The organism is Streptomyces griseus subsp. griseus (genome assembly GCF_003610995.1).
Taxonomy (GTDB): Bacteria; Actinomycetota; Actinomycetes; order Streptomycetales; family Streptomycetaceae; genus Streptomyces.
On the sequence record NZ_CP032543.1, the window covers coordinates 7001138 to 7016582 of the forward strand.

The window sequence follows — 15445 nt, forward strand, 5'->3', positions numbered from 1 at the left end:
ACGACGCTCACGGCCCCGGCCGCCGGAGCTGAAAGAAAGCTGAGAGGACCTTCACGTTCCTTTCTCGCCACCCGGGCCCGGCCGCTCTCCCGGGTCAGGGTGAGGGCACCTGTGTCGCGTGCGGCGCCCTCGCACGGCGCCCGATCCCGTCCAGCGGCACCGTCACACGGGAGGTAGCTCCATGCCGGCCAACCCCTTCGAAGAGCCCGACGAGAGCTACCTGGTCCTGTGCAACCCGCTCGGCCAGCGGTCGCTGTGGCCGGCCCGGCTGCCGTCCCCGGCCGGGTGGCGGGTCGAGCAGCCCGCGACCACCCGGGCCCTGGCGGGCGCCTACGTCGAGCGCGTCTGGCCCGATGTGCGGCCGGACGCCCGGCCGTCGACCGGCCCCGGCGACGCGCCCGCGGCAGACACCCTTCCCGCCCTCTTCGAGCGGGTGGCGTCCCGGCACGCGCACCTTCCGGCGGTGGAGGGCGAGAGCGCCCGCGTGGACTACGGCGAACTGGCCGACCGGGTGAACCGGCTGGCCCGGCGCCTCCTCGCGGCCGGTCTCGGCCCCGGCGACCTCGTCGGGATCTCGGTCCCCCGGGGCATCGACCAGGTGGTGGCGGCCCTCGCGGTGGCGACCAGCGGCGCCGGTTACGTACCCCTCGATCCGGGCTATCCGACGGAACTGCTGCGCCACATGGCCACCGACGCGAGGCTGCGGACCCTGCTGCACACCGGGCCGCCGCCGGTGGACGTCACCGGCCTGGACACGATCGACCTCACCGCCCCGGACGCCTGTTCCCCACCGGCCGAACCGGTCACCGACGCGGACCGCCGCCGCCCGCTGCGCGCCGAGGACACCGTCTACGTCATCTACACCTCGGGCTCCACCGGGACACCCAAGGGCGTGGTGATCCCGCACGCCGGGCTGGCGGGGCTGGTGGCGGCGCAGCGGCACTGGATCGGCGCCGGGCCCGGGGACCGGGTGCTCCAGTGGGCCTCCTTCAACTTCGACGCCGGTTTCTGGGACCTGACCCTGGCCCTGCTGTCGGGGGCCACCCTGGTGCTCACCGACGACCGCGCGGTGCTGCCCGGCGAGGAGCTGCGCCGCACGCTGATCGACCGGCAGGTCAGCCACGCCGTGCTGCCCCCGGTCGCGCTCACCGCCACCGACCCCGAGGGGGTGCTGACCGGCGGGGTGGTGCTCTCGACCGGAGACTCCTGCACACCCGCACTGGTGGCACGGTGGGCGCCCGGCCGGCGCATGTTCAACGGGTACGGGCCCACGGAGATGACCGTGGGGGTCACCATGGCGGGCCCCGTCCGGCCGGGCGAACCGGTCAGCATCGGGGAACCGTGGCCCGGCAACGAGGTCCGGGTCCTCGACACCGCCCTGAAGCCCTGCCCGCCCGGCGAGGAGGGCGAGCTCTATCTCGTCGGCGAGGGCGAGGCCCTCGGCTACCTCCACCGGCCCGGACTGACGGCGGAACGCTTCGTCGCGGACCCGTACGGCGCGCCCGGCAGCCGGATGTACCGCTCCGGCGATCTCGGCCACCTGGGCGAGGACGGCCTGCTGTACTTCACGGGCCGCGCCGACCGGCAGGTCAAGCTGCGCGGCTTCCGGGTGGAACTGGGCGAGGTCGAGGCGGCGCTGGAGGCCTGCGAGGGGGTGCGCATCGGCGCGGTGGTCGTCACCGGTGAGGTCGACTCGGCGCGCCTGGTCGCCTACGTGGTGCCGGCCGCCGACCCGGCCGACGGCTTCGCGGAGGGGGTGCGGCGGCGGCTCGCCGAGCGGTTGCCCGCGCACATGGTGCCCGCCCGCGTCGAGGTGGCGGCAGCCCTGCCGATGACCAGCAACGGAAAGATCGACCGGCGCGCCCTGGAGCGCCGCCCGGACGGACCCGCCGCAGTCCCGGCCTCCCGCCCGGTGGACCGGGCCGACCCGGTGGCCGCCCTCTGCGAACTTGCCGCCCGCGTCCTTGAGGTGGACACGGTGGAGCCGGGGGACAACTTCTTCGACCGGGGCGGGCACTCGGTGCTGGCGGTGCGGCTCTCCAAGGCCGTACGCGACGACTGGGGGATGACCCTGCCGGTACGGGCCATCTTCGAGCGGCCCACCATGGCGGAGCTGGGCGGCCTGCTCTCCGCGCGCTGAGGGGCAGCCGCATCCGCCGGGCAGCCGGCGGGGCGGCTCAGTCCAGCCGCATCCGCAGCGCGCTGTGCCCGAAGAGGAAGTTGGAGTAGACCCGGGGCGGCTCCTCCAGGATCTCGATCCGCCGCACCCGGCGGATCAGCGCGTCCAGTACGGCGGCGAGCTCCAGCCGGCCGAGGAAGGCCCCGAGGCAGAAGTGCGGCCCGTGGCCGAGGGACAGGTGCGGGTTGTGGCGCCTGCCGGCATCGAAGCGCCGGGGCTCCGCGAAGACGTCCGGGTCGTTGTTGGCGGAGATGTTCCACAGGGTGACGATGTCGCCCTCGGCCACCTCCGCCGGACCGATCCGCAGACCGGTGGTGGCCGTACGGGCGAAGTGCATGGCCGGGGTCACCCAGCGCAGCACCTCCTCCACCGCGGTCCTCACCTCCACCTCGCCGTCGCGCAGCCGCCGCCACTCCCCGGCGTACGTGCCCAGCGCGTGCAGCGCCCCGATCGTGGAGACCCGGGTGGACTCGTCGCCGCCGAGGATCAGGCTGTAGCAGTTGAGCGCGAGGTCGTCCTCGCTCATCGGCCCGCCCCCGACGCCGGCACCGGCGATCACGCTGATCACGTCCTCGCCGTGGGAGCGGCGGCGCTCACGGACCACGTCCACGAAGTAGGACAGGATCTCGTTGCGGGCCTCCAGCGCGTCGAAGAGGTCCTCCTCGACGCTGTCGGAGGAGAGGGCGCGCTTGTTCCAGGCGAGCAGCTGGGGCCGGTCCGTGACGGGCAGCTCCAGGAGGTCGCACACGGTGTTGAGCGGCAGATGCTCGGCGATGTCGCGCCCGGCGTCGGCCTCGCCCGCGCCGACGACGGCGGCGACCAGGGCATCGGCCCGCTGCCGTACGGCCTCCTCCACACGGCCCAGGACCCGGGGGGAGAAGGAACGCAGCATCACCTGGCGCAGCTCGCGGTGGCGGGGCCGGTCCATCACCGCCAGCATCCGGCCGCCGGCGGAGTCGCCACCGCGCAGCAGGACGTCCAGCACCGTGCCCCGGGCCGAGCTCAGCCGGGCGGCGTCCTTGTAGCAGTCCTGGACATCGCCGTACCTGGCCACCGCCCAGAAGCCCGGGCGGGCGCCCACCGGCGGGTGCCAGCGCACCGGTTCGGCGCTCCGCATCCGGGCCCAGTAGGCGTGCGGGTCGTTCTCGATGAAGGCGGCCGGGTCGGTGAGGTCGAGAGCGGCACCGGACGTGTCGTCGTACGGAGTGCCGGAGACGGCGGCGTTGCCGGAGGAGACCACCGGGAGACTCCTTTCGGCCCGGACGCCGGGCCTGCACGGGGGTGAACTGTCGCCCCGATCCTCACCTTTCGCGCCCGCCCCCGAGGGGCCGCTGAATGAATGATGAAGGATTCGGCGGCGGCCCTCCGCGCCGGTGCCATGCTCAAGTCCGCATCGGCGAACGGGAGGTCGGCCATGGGCGTGCACCGCGGATCTGTCCGTACTGTGGCGGGCCGTCCACACCCTGACCTCCGGCTTCTCGCGCTGCCGCACTCCGGCGGCCGAGCGGAGGGCTTCACCGCCTGGCGCCCCCTGCTCCCCGCTGTGTTCCCCGGCATCGCGCTCGAACTGTGCGCCGCGCAGTACCCCGGACACGGCGACCGGGTGGCCGAACCGCCGCTGACGGAGGTCGGCGCGATCGCCGACGAGATCGTCGCCGCACTCACCGGGATGGCACCGGCGGACCTGGTGCTCTTCGGCCACAGCTTCGGGTCGGCCGTCGCGTGCGAGGTGGCCCGCCGCTGCCCCGCGGCCGGTATCGACGTCGTGCTGCTCGTGGCCTCGTCGGCCTGGGCCCCCGGCGACCCGGCACGGCCCCCGCGCGACGAGCACCTGCTGCCCGACGAGGAGCTCTGGCAGCGGCTGATCGACCTGGGCGGCATCGACCCCGGCATCGCGGCCGAGGTGGAGATGCGCGATCTGGTGCTCCCCGCGCTGCGCGCCTCCATCGCCGCGCACGAGCGCTACCTCGCCTGCCCGGACCCCGTCCCGCTCAGCTGCGACGTGCACGCCTGCATGGCCCGGGGCGACCCGCTCGTGCCGGCCGGGGCCGGGCGCTACTGGTCCCGGGTGACCACGGGGAGGGCCAGCGTCGGCATCAGGGCCGGAGCGCACTTCCACGCCTACGACGACCCCGCCCCCCTGCTGGCGGACCTGGCACGGAGAGTTCCGGCGTACGCGAAAGGAGGTCGTACGACGCATGAGTAGTCCATGGGACGGCCTGCGGCTGGTCGTCACCGGCGGCGGCGCGGGCATCGGGGCCGCAGTGGTCGCCCGCGCGGCCGGTCTGGGTGCCGACGTGCTCGCGGTGGGGCGACGGGCCGACCGGCTGGAAGAGGTCACGGCGAAGGCCCGGGCCGACGGTACGGGCAGGGCGGTGCCGTACGCCGTCGACGTCACGGCCCCCGGCGCCGCCGCGCGGATCGCGGATCGCGCCGGCGAACTCCTCGGCGGGGTCGACGCGTTGGTCAACAACGCCGGGCACGCCGTCTTCGACCGCCTGGAGGACGCCACCGAGACGGATCTGCGCGCGATGCTGGACACCAACCTGGTGGCCCCCGCCCTGCTGACCCGGGCACTGCTGCCGCAGCTCCGCACCAGCCGGGGCTGCGTGGTCAACGTCTCCTCCGTCGGCGGGGTCCTGGCGATGCCGGGCAGGTCCTACTACGGGGCCGGCAAGGCCGCGCTCAACTCCCTGACCAGATCGCTGGCGGTGGAGCTGGCCCCCGATGTCCGGGTGAACGCGGTGCTCCCCGGCCCCGTCGACACCGGCCTGTGGGACATGGCGGCGGGCGACGGCGCGGACGCCCTGCGCGAAGGGATCGTCGCCGCCACACCGCTGGGCCGCTTCGGCCTGGCCTCGGAGGTGGCGGCCTGGGTGTGCCACCTCATCGACCCCGAGACCTCGTCCTGGGTCACCGGATCCCTGGTGTCCGTGGACGGCGGACGAGCGGCGTGAGCCGGCAGCCAGGAGCACCAACCCGCCGGCCGGTCCCGGCCGGTCCTGCCACCAGCGGAAAGGCATGAATCAGATGACGCAGACAGCTCCACCGTGGTTCGCCAGGGCCTCGTCGATCCCCTCCTCCTGGCTGTACGAGTCCTTCCGGATCGCCAACGAGCGCGAACGGGAGCACCCCGGGCTGATCAAGCTGCACGTCGGAGAGCCGGCCTTCGGCCCGCCGGAGTCCGTGGCCAAGGAATTCGCCGCCGCGGCCCTGGACGGCCGGGCCCGCTACATCGACGTACAGGGGCTCATGGAGCTCCGGGAGCGGCTCGCCGGCAAGCTCGCAGTCGTCAACGGCATCGACACCGAGCCCTCCCGCCTCTTCGTCACCCCGGGATCGTGCCAGGGGCTCGTCGCCCTGATGCGCTGCCTCGTCGAACCGGGGGCGGAGATCCTCCTGCCGGAGATCCACTGGCCCGTCCATCTGCAACAGGCCCTGCTCGCCGGATTCCGCCCGGTGTTCTACCGGCTCGACGAGCACTTCGCCCCCGACCCCGAGTCGATCCGGCGGGTAGCCACCCCGGCGACCCGGCTGCTGCTGCTGAACACCCCGTCGAACCCCGCCGGTGCGGTCGCCGGCCTGCCGCTCCAGCGGGCCCTCTACGACATCGCCGACGAGCACGGCTGGCAGATCATCAGCGACGAGGCGTACGAGGACTTCGCCTTCTCCGGCCCCCACCTCTCGATCGCCGCGCTGGAGCGTGACCGGCCCGCCCGGGAGCGGCTCGTCAACAGCGTCTTCACCTTCTCCAAGGGGCCGGCGATGACCGGCTACCGGCTCGGTTACGTCGCGGTGTCGCGGCCGGAGATCGCCACCACCATGCGGATGGTGCAGGAGTCGAACATCATCGCGCCCTCCGCGCCCGTCCAGTACGCCGGGATCGCCGCCCTGGACGCGTCGGGTGACCTCGCCGGCAACCACGACTACGTCCGCGGCAACCGGGACGCCGCACTGTCCTGCCTGGTCGACGAAGGGCTGCTGCCCGCGCTGCCCGGCGGTGGCTGGTACGTCATGGCCGACATCTCCTCCACCGGTATGACCGGCGAGGAGTTCACCGCGGAGCTCATGATCGACCACGATGTCGTGGTCGTCCCCGGCAGCGGATTCTCCGCACGACCGGAATTCGGCCATGATGGCGCGATGCAGCCCCTGCGTCCCGGCGGGGTCGCCTCCGGCCTGGTCCGGATCGCGTTCTGCGTCGACCGCGACCAGCTCGTCACCGGGGTGGAGCGGCTGGTCGGCCTGGTCCGCGAGAAGAGGCAGCAGTGACATCGGCCGAGCTGACCTATGCCGCCTACCTGAGACTCGACGAACTGCTCCAGCTCCAGGAGCCGCGCACCGCCGGGGACGACACCGACCCCACCAAGGTTCTCTCCGAGCAGTTCTTCATCGTCAGCCACCAGACCTGCGAGCTGTGGCTGAAACAGATCCTCGGCGATCTGGCCGCCGTCGAGGGCCACTTCCGGACGATGACCACCGCCGACCTGGAGCGGTCGGTCGACCTGCTCTACCGGGCCGGTGAGCTGCTGCGCCTGCTGCACGAGCAGCTCATGGCGCTCGAACGGCTGCCGCTGGAGGACTTCGCCCACTTCCGGCGGTACCTCGGCTCGGCCAGCGGCGCCCAGTCCACCCAGTCCCACCAGCTGGAGCGGGTGCTGGGCAACGCCCAGCGCGCGGGCTCGCTGTTCCTGGCCTTCCGCACCGGGCTGGAGCGCACCGGCGCGGACCTGGAGGAGATCGTCGAAGCCGGGGTCGGGGCCGGCTCCCTCCACCGGGTCATCGAGGGGATGCTCCGCGTCGGCAACGGCTACTTCCAGTGGAAGCTCGGCCATGTGGGCCTGGTGACCAAGATGATCGGGGAGCAGCGGGGCACCGCCGGCACCTCGGGTGCCGGGTATCTGATGGACCGGGCCACGATGCCGTTCACCGAGCTCCACGAGCTGCGCGGCAAGATGCACGAGCGCCGCCAGGGGCGGAACGGGTAGATCCTCCCGTACACGGGAGTGTCCGGCCCCTGGCGCCAGGGGCCGGACACTCCCGTGTACGGGACCGTGGTTCAGGAGGCGGGCTCCAGGATGTAGCCACGGCCCCACACGGTGCGCAGGCTCAGACGGACACCGTCCAGCCGCTGGCGCAGCCGCATGATGTGCAGGTCTATGGCGTTGCTGGTGACCGCCTCGTTGGTGATCCGGCTCAGGGCCTCCTTCAGCCGGTCCCTGCGGACCAGATGGCCGAAGTCGGCCAGGAAACATCGCATCATCTCGCTCTGCGCCTCCGACATCGGCACCGAGTGCCCGCCGTAGTAGAGGACCCCGGTCGGATCCAGCGCGGGCACGAAATCGGTCCCGGTCCGCCGCTGGAGGGTGTGGACGCGAGCGGCCAGGTCGAGGCGGTCCACCGGAGGACGTACCCAGTCCTCGGTGGGAGAGATGTCGCCGGGCGGCGCCGTCCGGCCCTCCAGCACCAGCAGGCAGGGCAGTCCGGCCTCACGGAGCCGTTCGCGTTCGTGGCTCTGGACGGGCCAGCGGAGAAATCTGACTTCTTGTCGGTGAGCGAGCATGGCCATGGTCGTGACCCCCGTATCGCGTGACATGGAAGCTGGTACCCGGAGGCCGGTGGCCTCGGCGCAGTGCGCTCTCTCCCTGGTTTCGATGCCGATGCGCCCCGTGACGTCGACCCCGGTCCGCGTGCGTCAGATCCTGCCGGATCCCGGTTCCAGGCCGGTGCCGGTCGGATTCCGCCACGGCGGGACTCGATTCCGCACCGCCGGGGGTCCCGCGCACCCGGGGAAAGGGTGAAAGAAGCACGACATGGCCGGGCGGCGGGCCCGTTGATCGGCAAGACACCTCAGTACGGGGATCTACGGATGATCCGCGGGGGACCACGGGGGCCGACCATCTGAAACCGCTGACCACGGTCATGATCAGGAGCATGCGATGAAGAGCGAGAACAGCACACAGCGCCGACGAGCCGCCGTCGTCGGTGCCGGCATCACCGGACCTCTCCTGGCTTTCTGCCTGGTGAGGCTGGGCTTCGAGGTGGATCTGTACGAGGCGTACATCCGCCGGGTTCAGGACATCGGCTCCTTCCTCAACCTCGCCCCGAACGGGCGCGCCGTGCTGGAGCGCCTCGGCCTGGCCGACCGGGTGCTCGAACAAGGCACGGTGGCCGGATCCATCACCTTCGCCAACCACAAGGGCCGGGAGCTCGCACGGAATCCGGAGAGGACGACCAACATCATGCGCGGCGAGCTCAGCGGCGCCCTGCGCGAGGCGGCGACCGACGCCGGGGCGAAACTGCACTGCGACAAGCGCCTCGTCGCGCTGGACGGGAACGGTGAGGACCACTGGCGGATCGGCTTCGAGGACGGCACGGAGGCGGAGGCCGACATCGTGCTCGGCTGCGACGGGGTGCACTCCGCCACCCGTGGGCTGCTGATCCCCGACGCGCCGGGGGCCGACTACACCAAAGTGGTCGGCTCCGGGGGCAGGTCGGAGATCGGCACCGGGGAGCTGCCCGTCGACGGCCAGTTCCACATGGTCTTCGGACTGCGCGGCTTCTTCGGCTACCAGGTGGTGGAGCCCGGCGTCGTGTGCTGGTTCGAGAACCACCAGGAGACCCGCGAGCGCGGCTTCGCCGAACTGGCCGAGATCGACGATGCGGAGTGGGTGGCCGCCCTGGCCGAGCGGCACCGCCCGGACCCCGGGGTGATCCGGCGGATCCTGACCGCCTCCACAGGGCCGGTCGGCCGGTGGCCGGTCTACGAGGTGCCGCCCCTGGGGACCTGGCACCGGGGCAGCGCCGCCGTACTGGGCGACGCCGCGCACGCGGTGGCCCCGCACCTGGGGGCGGGCGCCGCTCTCGGGATGGAGGACGCCTACGAACTGGCCCTGGTCCTGCACGAACACCGCACCGCGCCAGGGGCGTTCCGGGCCTTCGAGGAGTCACGCCGCGACCGGATCGCCGCGATGGCCAAGCAGGCCCGCCAGACGGGCGCGGTGATGACCCCCAGCCACTGGGCCGCCCGCACGATACGGGACCTGATGCTGCCGATCGCCATCAAACAGGGCGTACGCAAGGGGACCGAGGCCTACTCCTACCGGCCCTCGCCATGGCCCGCGCAGGCCCGGTGAGACGGTGAGGGCGTACGCGACCGGGACGTGAGGACGGACAAGACGTGAAAGGGCCTCCTGCCGCCGCGAAGGTGCTCCGCCGGGCGGTGCAGGAGGCCCTGTCGGGCTGGCGGCGGTCGCCGACCGCCGGGGTCAGTGGGTCAGCGCAGCTCGCCGGTGATGATCCACAGGTGGCCGAAGGGGTCGCGGAGGCGCCCCTCCCGCTTGCCGTACGGGCGGTTCTCGACGGGGACGACCACGGTGCCGCCCCCGGCGACCATCCGTTCGGCGACGGCGTCCTGGTCGGTGAACTCCGCCTCCAGGAGCACCGGCGAGCCGCCCACGTCCTCGGGGGAGAGCCAGCCCCACTCCGTCACCGCCGGGGACAGGGTGAGGGGGGAGCCGCCGATCTGGAGGACGACGACCATCACCCGACCGCTGTCGTCCTGCGCGCGGAACACCTCTTCGGCGCCCATGGCCTTCTGGTAGTAGGTCGAGGCTGTGTCGGGGTCCGGGACGATCAAACGTGGCGTCAGACTCATGGGCCGACTCTATTACCCCGGTCGCGGCGGCCCATGGTGATTCGGACAGTTTGCGTCAGGTGCGGCGGACGCCTGTCCCTGCCCGCCTGCCTATGCTGTCCGGATGACACCGGGAGCGGGACAGGAGAGGGAGCTGAGGGCCGATGCGGCCCGGAACCGCGCCCGGATCCTCCGGGCCGCCCGCGAACAGCTGGCCGCCGGTGACAACTCGCTCCAGCTGAACGCCATCGCCCGGCTCGTCGGCGTGGGCGTGGGGACGGTCTACCGGCACTTCCCCAACCGCCACGCCCTGCTGGAGGCGCTCTCGGCGGAGCGCTTCGAGGAGCTGGTCGAGGAGGCGAAGGCCGCCGCCGAGGACCCGCTCACCGGCCTGCGCCGGCTGCTGTGCTTCGCCCTCGACCGGATGCTGGACGACCCCGACTTCGCGGCCGTGCTGGAGTCCGCTGGCGAGGCCGGAGCGCGGACGTCGGACCTGAAGGCCCAACTCGACCGGGCGGTCACGGAGCTGCTGGACGGCGTCCGCCTGGCCGGTGCGGTCCGCAGCTCCGTCGAGGCCGATGATGTGCGCCGCCTGCTGTGCGGCGTGGGACACGCGGTGCGCTCCGGAGGCAGCGAGGTCAGGGACCTCTACCTGGACATCCTGCTGGAGGGCCTGCGCCCTCCGCGCTGACGTCGGCGGGTCCCCGTTCCCAGGGCCTCAATCCCTCCGGGCTAAACGGATAGTCATCCGTTCGTGCTAGCGTGCCCTCATCGAAACGGATAGTCATCCGTTTTAAGGGTGGGTGGAGGGGTGGCCATGAGCCGACGGGCGATCGTGACGGCAGGTACCGGGGGCATCGGACTGGAGACCGCGAAGGGGCTCGCGCGGCACGGTTACGCCGTCACGGTGGTCGGCCGCGACGCCGGACGAGGCGCGAGGGCGGTCGAGGAGATCGCGGCGGCCGCGGACGGAGGCACACCGCGATTCGTCGCCGCCGACCTGGCATCCCTCACCGAAGTCCGTTCACTGGCAGCGCGGTTGGCCGCCGAAGGACCGCTCGGGGTGCTGGTCAACAACGTCGGCGCGATGTTCGCCGAACGGCAGCGGAACGTCGACGGCGTCGAGGCGTCGTTCGCCGTGAACCACCTCTCGCCGTACCTGCTGACCGAGTCGCTCCTCGACCGGCTCCGGGCCGACGCGCCCAGCCGGATCGTCAACGTCTCCTCCGCCGCGATCAGGAGCGCCAAGCGCACCTTCGACGCGGTGGAACCCCCGGGCGGTTACTACGGCTTCCACTGGTACGGCCGGGCCAAGCTCGCCAACCTCGCCTACACCGTGCATCTGGCCGAACGCCTCCGCGACACCGGTGTGACGGTCTTCGCGGCCGACCCCGGGGGAGCGGCCACCGACATGACCGACGGCACCATGACGTCGCCGAAGATCGTCTCCCCGCCGCTGCGCCTGCTCTGGCCGCTGGTCCGCCGCGCCTTCGAACGCGGCACCGCCGGACCTGCGTCCGTGGCCGCCCGGTCCTCCGTCTTCGCCGCCACCGATGCCTCCCTCGACGGGCGTACCGGCCTCCTCGTCGGACCCGAGGCCCGGCCCGTACCCCTCTTCCGCGGCGCCGACGACCCCCGGACCGTCGAGAACGTACTCCGGCTCAGCCGGCGGCTGGCGCCCCTCGCTCAGGCGGACGCCCCGTAGCGGGCGGCGATCGCGGTGGCGCGGTCGTGCAGTGCGGTACGCGACCACGGCGCGGTCGACGGCACCCGAGCGACCGTCACCAGGCCTGGCCTCCCCGGCGGGTGAGCAGCGCCCCCGCCCAGGTGGTCGGCCCGGGCGGGGGCGCGTCGGGAGCGGCGGATCAGCGCGCCGGCCGGAGCTCCAGCGTGCAGCACTTCACGCTGCCGCCCGCTTTGAGGAGTTCGGACAGGTCCACCCCGACCGGGCGGAAGCCGCGGTCGCGGAGTTGCTCCACGAGCCCCGTGGCGTTCTGCGGCAGGACCACGTTCAGCCCGTCGGACGTGGCGTTGAGCCCGAACACCGCCGCGTCCTCGGCCGAGGCGAGGACCGCGTCCGGGAAGAGGCGTTGCAGGACCGCGAGGCTGCCGGGGGAGAAGGCCCCCGGATAGTAGGCGATCGTCCTCTCGTCCAGCACTGTGAGGGCGGTGTCCAGGTGGTAGTAGTCGGGGTCCACCAGGGTCAGCCCGATCACGGGCCGGCCGAAGAACTCCTGGGCCTCGTCGTGGGAGCGGGGATCGCTGCGGAACCCGGTCCCGGCGAGCAGGAGATCGCCCACCAGCAGATAGTCGCCCTCCCCTTCGTTGACGACGCTCGCGGTGCGCAGGTCGGGGAAGCCGTTGTCGCGCAGCCAGTCGTGGTACGCGGGCCCCTCGGCGATCCGTTCGGCGTCGCGGAAGCGCGCCACGAGGGCCCGCCCGTCGACGACCGTGGCGCCGTTGGCGGCGAAGACCATGTCGGGGAGACCGCGGACGGGTTCGATGGTGTCGACGGTGTGCCCGAGGCTCAGGTAGACCTCGCGCAGTCGCTCCCACTGGGCGATGGCCAGTGGAGTGTCGACAGGCTTCTTCGGGTCCATCCACGGGTTGATGGAGTAGACCACGTCGAAGTAGGTGGGCCGGCACATGAGGTAGTGCCGGGCACGTGCGGTACGCATGGGTGAGGGTCCCGATCGTCAGGGGCGGCCGGTGAGATAGCCGCCCATCGAGGTGAAGTGCTCGGTCGCGGGAAGTTCGCGGCCGTCCCCGGTCCGTACGCGGGTGATGGCCAGACCGTGGTTGCGGCCGGTTCGGGCATCGGCTCCGGCGACGATCACGACGCCGTCGCCCTCGCGGTAGAAGATCCGGCCCGGGGTGCCGCCGTAGCGGCCCTCGGACACGACAGCGGAGACGACTTCGAGCCGCTGCCCCTTGTGGAAGGTGAAGGCGCTCGGGTAGGGAGCGGACTGGGCGCGGATCAGACGCTCCAGGTCCTCGGCGGGCCAGCTCCAGTCGATACGGATGTCCTCCTCGGCCCGCTTGTGGAAGAAGCTGGCCTTGGAGCGGTCCTGCGGGGTGAACTCGGTCTGCCCCGAAGCGATCAGCCCCAGCGCCTCGGTGGTGACCGGGGCGATGAGGTCGACCGTCCGGTGGAAGAGGTCGGTGGCCGTGTCCGTCGGTCCGACGGTGACCGACCGCTGGACGACGATGTCGCCCGCGTCCAGTTCCTCGTCCATCAGATGGGCGGTGACGCCGACTTCCGGCTCGCCGTTGACGAGCGCCCAGATCAGCGGCGAGAAGCCCGCGTACGCGGGCAGCAGGGAGTCGTGGATGTTGAGCGTGCCGTGGACCGGCAGGTTGTAGATCTCCGGCGGCATCCACGTGCGCCAGTTGTTGGCGATGATGATGTCCGGGGCCACCTCCTTGAGGCGGTCCACCAGTTCGCCGTCCGGCCGGTTGCGGATGATCACGGGTATCCCGTGCTTCTCCGCGAGGTCGGCCACCGAGTCGCTCCAGATCTTCTCGTAGGCGTGCTCGCTTCTCGGGTGCGTCACGACCGTCACCACGTCGTGCTCGGAGTCCAGCAGCGCTTGCAGGGTGCGATGCCCCCAGGTCTGGTAACCGAACATGACGACCCGCATGAAGGTGCCTCCTTGGTAGTGCGATGACCGGCGACCCAGTAAAGCAAGGCTTACCTAAGAGCACAACGTGCCATGATTCACCGAGAGGTTGACAGCCCATTGCGGCTGGAAGAACACCCTGGCGTCGACAGGCCGGAGCGGGCGGGTTAGCTTGGCCCGGCCCGCTCTCCGGCCGTGCGCCGTGGGTCCGACCGCGACGGGGAGGGACCTCCCATGCTCTGTACGAGGCTGACGAACGCCCGCGTCCTCACGATGGACCCGCACCGTCCGGTCGCCCGCGATCTGGGCATCTGGCGCGGCCGGATCGTGGGCGTGGACGAGGCCGTGACCGCCCTCCCGGCCCGCGAGGTGGTCGACCTCCAGGGCGCGACCGTGCTGCCCGGCTTCATCGACAGCCATGTCCACCTGGCGTGGGCCGGGTTGAAGGCCCGTACGCCGAGCATCGCCCCGTGCGCGCGGATCGAGGACATCCTCGCCGTCGTGGACGAGGCCGCCCGCCGTCCCGCACCTCCCGGCGCTTGGCTGGATCTCGCCGGTTACGACCAGCGGGCCCTGGGCCGCCATCTGACCGCCGCCGAACTGGACCGGGTCAGCCATGGCCGCAAGGTCCTCCTGATGCACGACTCCGGACACGCCTGCGTCGTCAACACCGCCGTCCTGGAGCTTCTGCCGGCCGAGGTGGAGCACGAGGAGGGCTTCCTCGCCGAGAACGCCATGACCGCCGCCCGACGGCTGCGGCTGCCGTACTCCCAGGAGGAACTGGCCGACGCCATCGAACACGCCGCCCGGGCCTGCCTCGCCGAGGGGATCACCGCCTGCGCCGAGGCGGGCATCGGCGGCGGGCTGCTGGGCCACAGCCCCGTCGAACTCGGGGCCTACCAACTTCTCCGCGACCGGGGCCGACTGCCGCTGCGCGTGCAGCTGATGGCCTCCGGGGACACCCTGCGTACGCGAGCGGCCCACGCCGCCGACGGCTTCACCCAGGCCCTGGACCTCGGGGTGCGCACCGGATTCGGCGACGACTGGCTCTCCCTGGGCGCCCTGAAGATCTACACCGACGGCGGCATGATGGCGCGCACGGCCGCGCTCACCTCCCCGTACGAGGGAACGGACGACACGGGCCGGCTCCAGGACGACCCCGACCGCCTCACCCGCCTCATCGTCGACGGCCACCTCGCAGGCTGGCAGCTCGCCGTCCACGCCATCGGGGACCGCGCCGCCGACCTCGCCCTGGACGCCCTGGAGCAGGCCCAGAAGCTGAAGCCCCGGCCCGACGCCCGCCACCGCATCGAACACGCCGGACTGATCCGCCCCGACCAGCTGCCCCGCTTCGCCGCGCTCGGGGTGAGCGCGGTGATCCAGCCCAACTTCCTGCGTTACTTCGGCGACGACTACGCGACGGTGATGGGGGAGGGGCGGTCCGGCTGGATGTACCGGGGCCGGGGGTTCCTGGACCACGGCGTCACCCTCGTCGGCTCCTCCGACCGGCCCGTCACCGACGGCTCCCCGCTGCGCGCGATCCAGTTCATGGTCGAACGGGCCTCCGTGTCCGGCCGGCTCATCGGTGCTCACGAGGCGATCGGCGTCGCGGAGGCGGTCCGCGCATACACGGTCGCCGGTGCCCACGCCTGCCGCTGGGAGGACACGGCGGGCACCCTCTCCCCGGGCAAGCGCGCCGACTTGGTGGTCCTCGGCGACGATCCGCACCGGGTGGACCCCGCGCGGATCGGTGACATCGAGATCGTGACGACGTACGTGGACGGCCGGGACACCCGCGGGGTTCCGCGCGCCTGAAGTGCGCGGGCGGAGGAGCGCGTCCCTCCGCCCCTCCCGGCCGGGAGATCAGGGAATCGACACCTTTTTCGTGTTATTCAGGGTGAATATGGACATCGGCCCCGTAGGTTGGGGAGAACCGCCACTCGACTGGCGTCCCACGTCACCCCGACACCGCGACCGGACGAGCGCCGGGCCGCCGCGTTCCACCGGTCG

At 72.2% G+C, this 15445-nt stretch carries 14 protein-coding genes; 9 read left to right on the forward strand and 5 right to left on the reverse strand.

Translation table 11 applies throughout. From position 1 onward, the window contains the following. The first annotated feature begins 181 nt into the window (after nt 1-181). Nucleotides 182-2140: an amino acid adenylation domain-containing protein gene (locus D6270_RS31285; protein WP_109162353.1), complete on the forward strand. Its 1959-nt coding sequence runs from the start codon at nt 182-184 to the stop codon at nt 2138-2140. Nucleotides 2141-2177: 37 nt separating this feature from the next. Here the strand turns inward: D6270_RS31285 and D6270_RS31290 are convergent, their stop codons facing one another. Beyond that, complete coding sequence (locus D6270_RS31290; RefSeq protein ID WP_109162352.1) at nt 2178-3419, reverse strand: cytochrome P450; 1242 nt, start codon at nt 3417-3419, stop codon at nt 2178-2180. Between the two features lie 204 nt (nt 3420-3623). Between D6270_RS31290 and D6270_RS31295 the strand changes: the two genes are divergently transcribed. The 4 genes from D6270_RS31295 to D6270_RS31310 all read left to right on the forward strand — a co-directional run bounded on the left by D6270_RS31295 (nt 3624) and on the right by D6270_RS31310 (nt 7167). Then, nucleotides 3624-4385 carry a thioesterase II family protein gene (locus tag D6270_RS31295; protein WP_225977002.1) on the forward strand — a complete coding sequence of 254 codons (762 nt, stop codon included), beginning with the start codon at nt 3624-3626 and terminating at the stop codon, nt 4383-4385. Continuing rightward, nucleotides 4378-5136, forward strand: a complete 759-nt coding sequence (locus D6270_RS31300) for an SDR family NAD(P)-dependent oxidoreductase (RefSeq protein ID WP_109162351.1) — start codon at nt 4378-4380, stop codon at nt 5134-5136. Before D6270_RS31295 ends, D6270_RS31300 begins: the two co-directional genes overlap by 8 nt. 73 nt (nt 5137-5209) lie before the next feature. Next, the gene (locus tag D6270_RS31305) at nt 5210-6451 is read left to right on the forward strand and encodes a pyridoxal phosphate-dependent aminotransferase (RefSeq protein WP_109162350.1); all 1242 of its coding nucleotides are present in this window, start codon (nt 5210-5212) and stop codon (nt 6449-6451) included. After that, entirely contained in the window at nt 6448-7167 is a 720-nt protein-coding gene (locus D6270_RS31310) for a tryptophan 2,3-dioxygenase family protein (RefSeq protein ID WP_109162349.1), read from the forward strand. Before D6270_RS31305 ends, D6270_RS31310 begins: the two co-directional genes overlap by 4 nt. A gap of 71 nt (nt 7168-7238) precedes the next feature. Here D6270_RS31310 and D6270_RS31315 read toward each other — a convergent pair whose 3' ends face one another. Then, the gene (locus D6270_RS31315; RefSeq protein ID WP_225977003.1) at nt 7239-7748 is read right to left on the reverse strand and encodes a helix-turn-helix domain-containing protein; all 510 of its coding nucleotides are present in this window, start codon (nt 7746-7748) and stop codon (nt 7239-7241) included. Nucleotides 7749-8118: 370 nt separating this feature from the next. Between D6270_RS31315 and D6270_RS31320 the strand changes: the two genes are divergently transcribed. Then, the gene (locus D6270_RS31320; protein WP_109162347.1) at nt 8119-9315 is read left to right on the forward strand and encodes an FAD-dependent oxidoreductase; all 1197 of its coding nucleotides are present in this window, start codon (nt 8119-8121) and stop codon (nt 9313-9315) included. A gap of 140 nt (nt 9316-9455) precedes the next feature. Here the strand turns inward: D6270_RS31320 and D6270_RS31325 are convergent, their stop codons facing one another. Continuing rightward, nucleotides 9456-9836, reverse strand: a complete 381-nt coding sequence (locus D6270_RS31325) for a VOC family protein (protein WP_225977004.1) — start codon at nt 9834-9836, stop codon at nt 9456-9458. Between the two features lie 103 nt (nt 9837-9939). Here D6270_RS31325 and D6270_RS31330 point away from each other — a divergent pair, with 103 nt between their 5' ends. Beyond that, entirely contained in the window at nt 9940-10506 is a 567-nt protein-coding gene (locus D6270_RS31330; protein WP_109162345.1) for a TetR/AcrR family transcriptional regulator, read from the forward strand. A gap of 126 nt (nt 10507-10632) precedes the next feature. After that, the gene (locus D6270_RS31335; RefSeq protein ID WP_109162344.1) at nt 10633-11520 is read left to right on the forward strand and encodes an SDR family NAD(P)-dependent oxidoreductase; all 888 of its coding nucleotides are present in this window, start codon (nt 10633-10635) and stop codon (nt 11518-11520) included. A 160-nt stretch (nt 11521-11680) separates the two neighbouring features. Here D6270_RS31335 and ddaH read toward each other — a convergent pair whose 3' ends face one another. Next, nucleotides 11681-12493, reverse strand: coding sequence for a dimethylargininase (ddaH, locus tag D6270_RS31340; RefSeq protein ID WP_109162343.1), 813 nt, complete (start codon nt 12491-12493; stop codon nt 11681-11683). Nucleotides 12494-12511: 18 nt separating this feature from the next. Continuing rightward, on the reverse strand, nt 12512-13456 hold the full coding sequence (locus D6270_RS31345; RefSeq protein ID WP_109162342.1) for a methionyl-tRNA formyltransferase: 945 nt from the start codon (nt 13454-13456) through the stop codon (nt 12512-12514). 213 nt (nt 13457-13669) lie between these two features. Between D6270_RS31345 and D6270_RS31350 the strand changes: the two genes are divergently transcribed. After that, the gene (locus D6270_RS31350; RefSeq protein ID WP_109162341.1) at nt 13670-15250 is read left to right on the forward strand and encodes an amidohydrolase; all 1581 of its coding nucleotides are present in this window, start codon (nt 13670-13672) and stop codon (nt 15248-15250) included. Nucleotides 15251-15445: the final 195 nt, after the last annotated feature.

Coding starts and splice junctions, on each gene's coding strand:
- D6270_RS31285 (WP_109162353.1), top strand. CDS start 182: ATGCCGGCCAACCCCTTCGAAGAGCCCGACGAGAGCTACCTGGTCCTG.
- D6270_RS31300 (WP_109162351.1), top strand. CDS start 4,378: ATGAGTAGTCCATGGGACGGCCTGCGGCTGGTCGTCACCGGCGGCGGC.
- D6270_RS31305 (WP_109162350.1), top strand. CDS start 5,210: ATGACGCAGACAGCTCCACCGTGGTTCGCCAGGGCCTCGTCGATCCCC.
- D6270_RS31315 (WP_225977003.1), bottom strand. CDS start 7,748: ATGGCCATGCTCGCTCACCGACAAGAAGTCAGATTTCTCCGCTGGCCC.
- D6270_RS31320 (WP_109162347.1), top strand. CDS start 8,119: ATGAAGAGCGAGAACAGCACACAGCGCCGACGAGCCGCCGTCGTCGGT.
- D6270_RS31325 (WP_225977004.1), bottom strand. CDS start 9,836: ATGAGTCTGACGCCACGTTTGATCGTCCCGGACCCCGACACAGCCTCG.
- D6270_RS31330 (WP_109162345.1), top strand. CDS start 9,940: ATGACACCGGGAGCGGGACAGGAGAGGGAGCTGAGGGCCGATGCGGCC.
- D6270_RS31335 (WP_109162344.1), top strand. CDS start 10,633: ATGAGCCGACGGGCGATCGTGACGGCAGGTACCGGGGGCATCGGACTG.
- ddaH (WP_109162343.1), bottom strand. CDS start 12,493: ATGCGTACCGCACGTGCCCGGCACTACCTCATGTGCCGGCCCACCTAC.
- D6270_RS31345 (WP_109162342.1), bottom strand. CDS start 13,456: ATGCGGGTCGTCATGTTCGGTTACCAGACCTGGGGGCATCGCACCCTG.
- D6270_RS31350 (WP_109162341.1), top strand. CDS start 13,670: ATGCTCTGTACGAGGCTGACGAACGCCCGCGTCCTCACGATGGACCCG.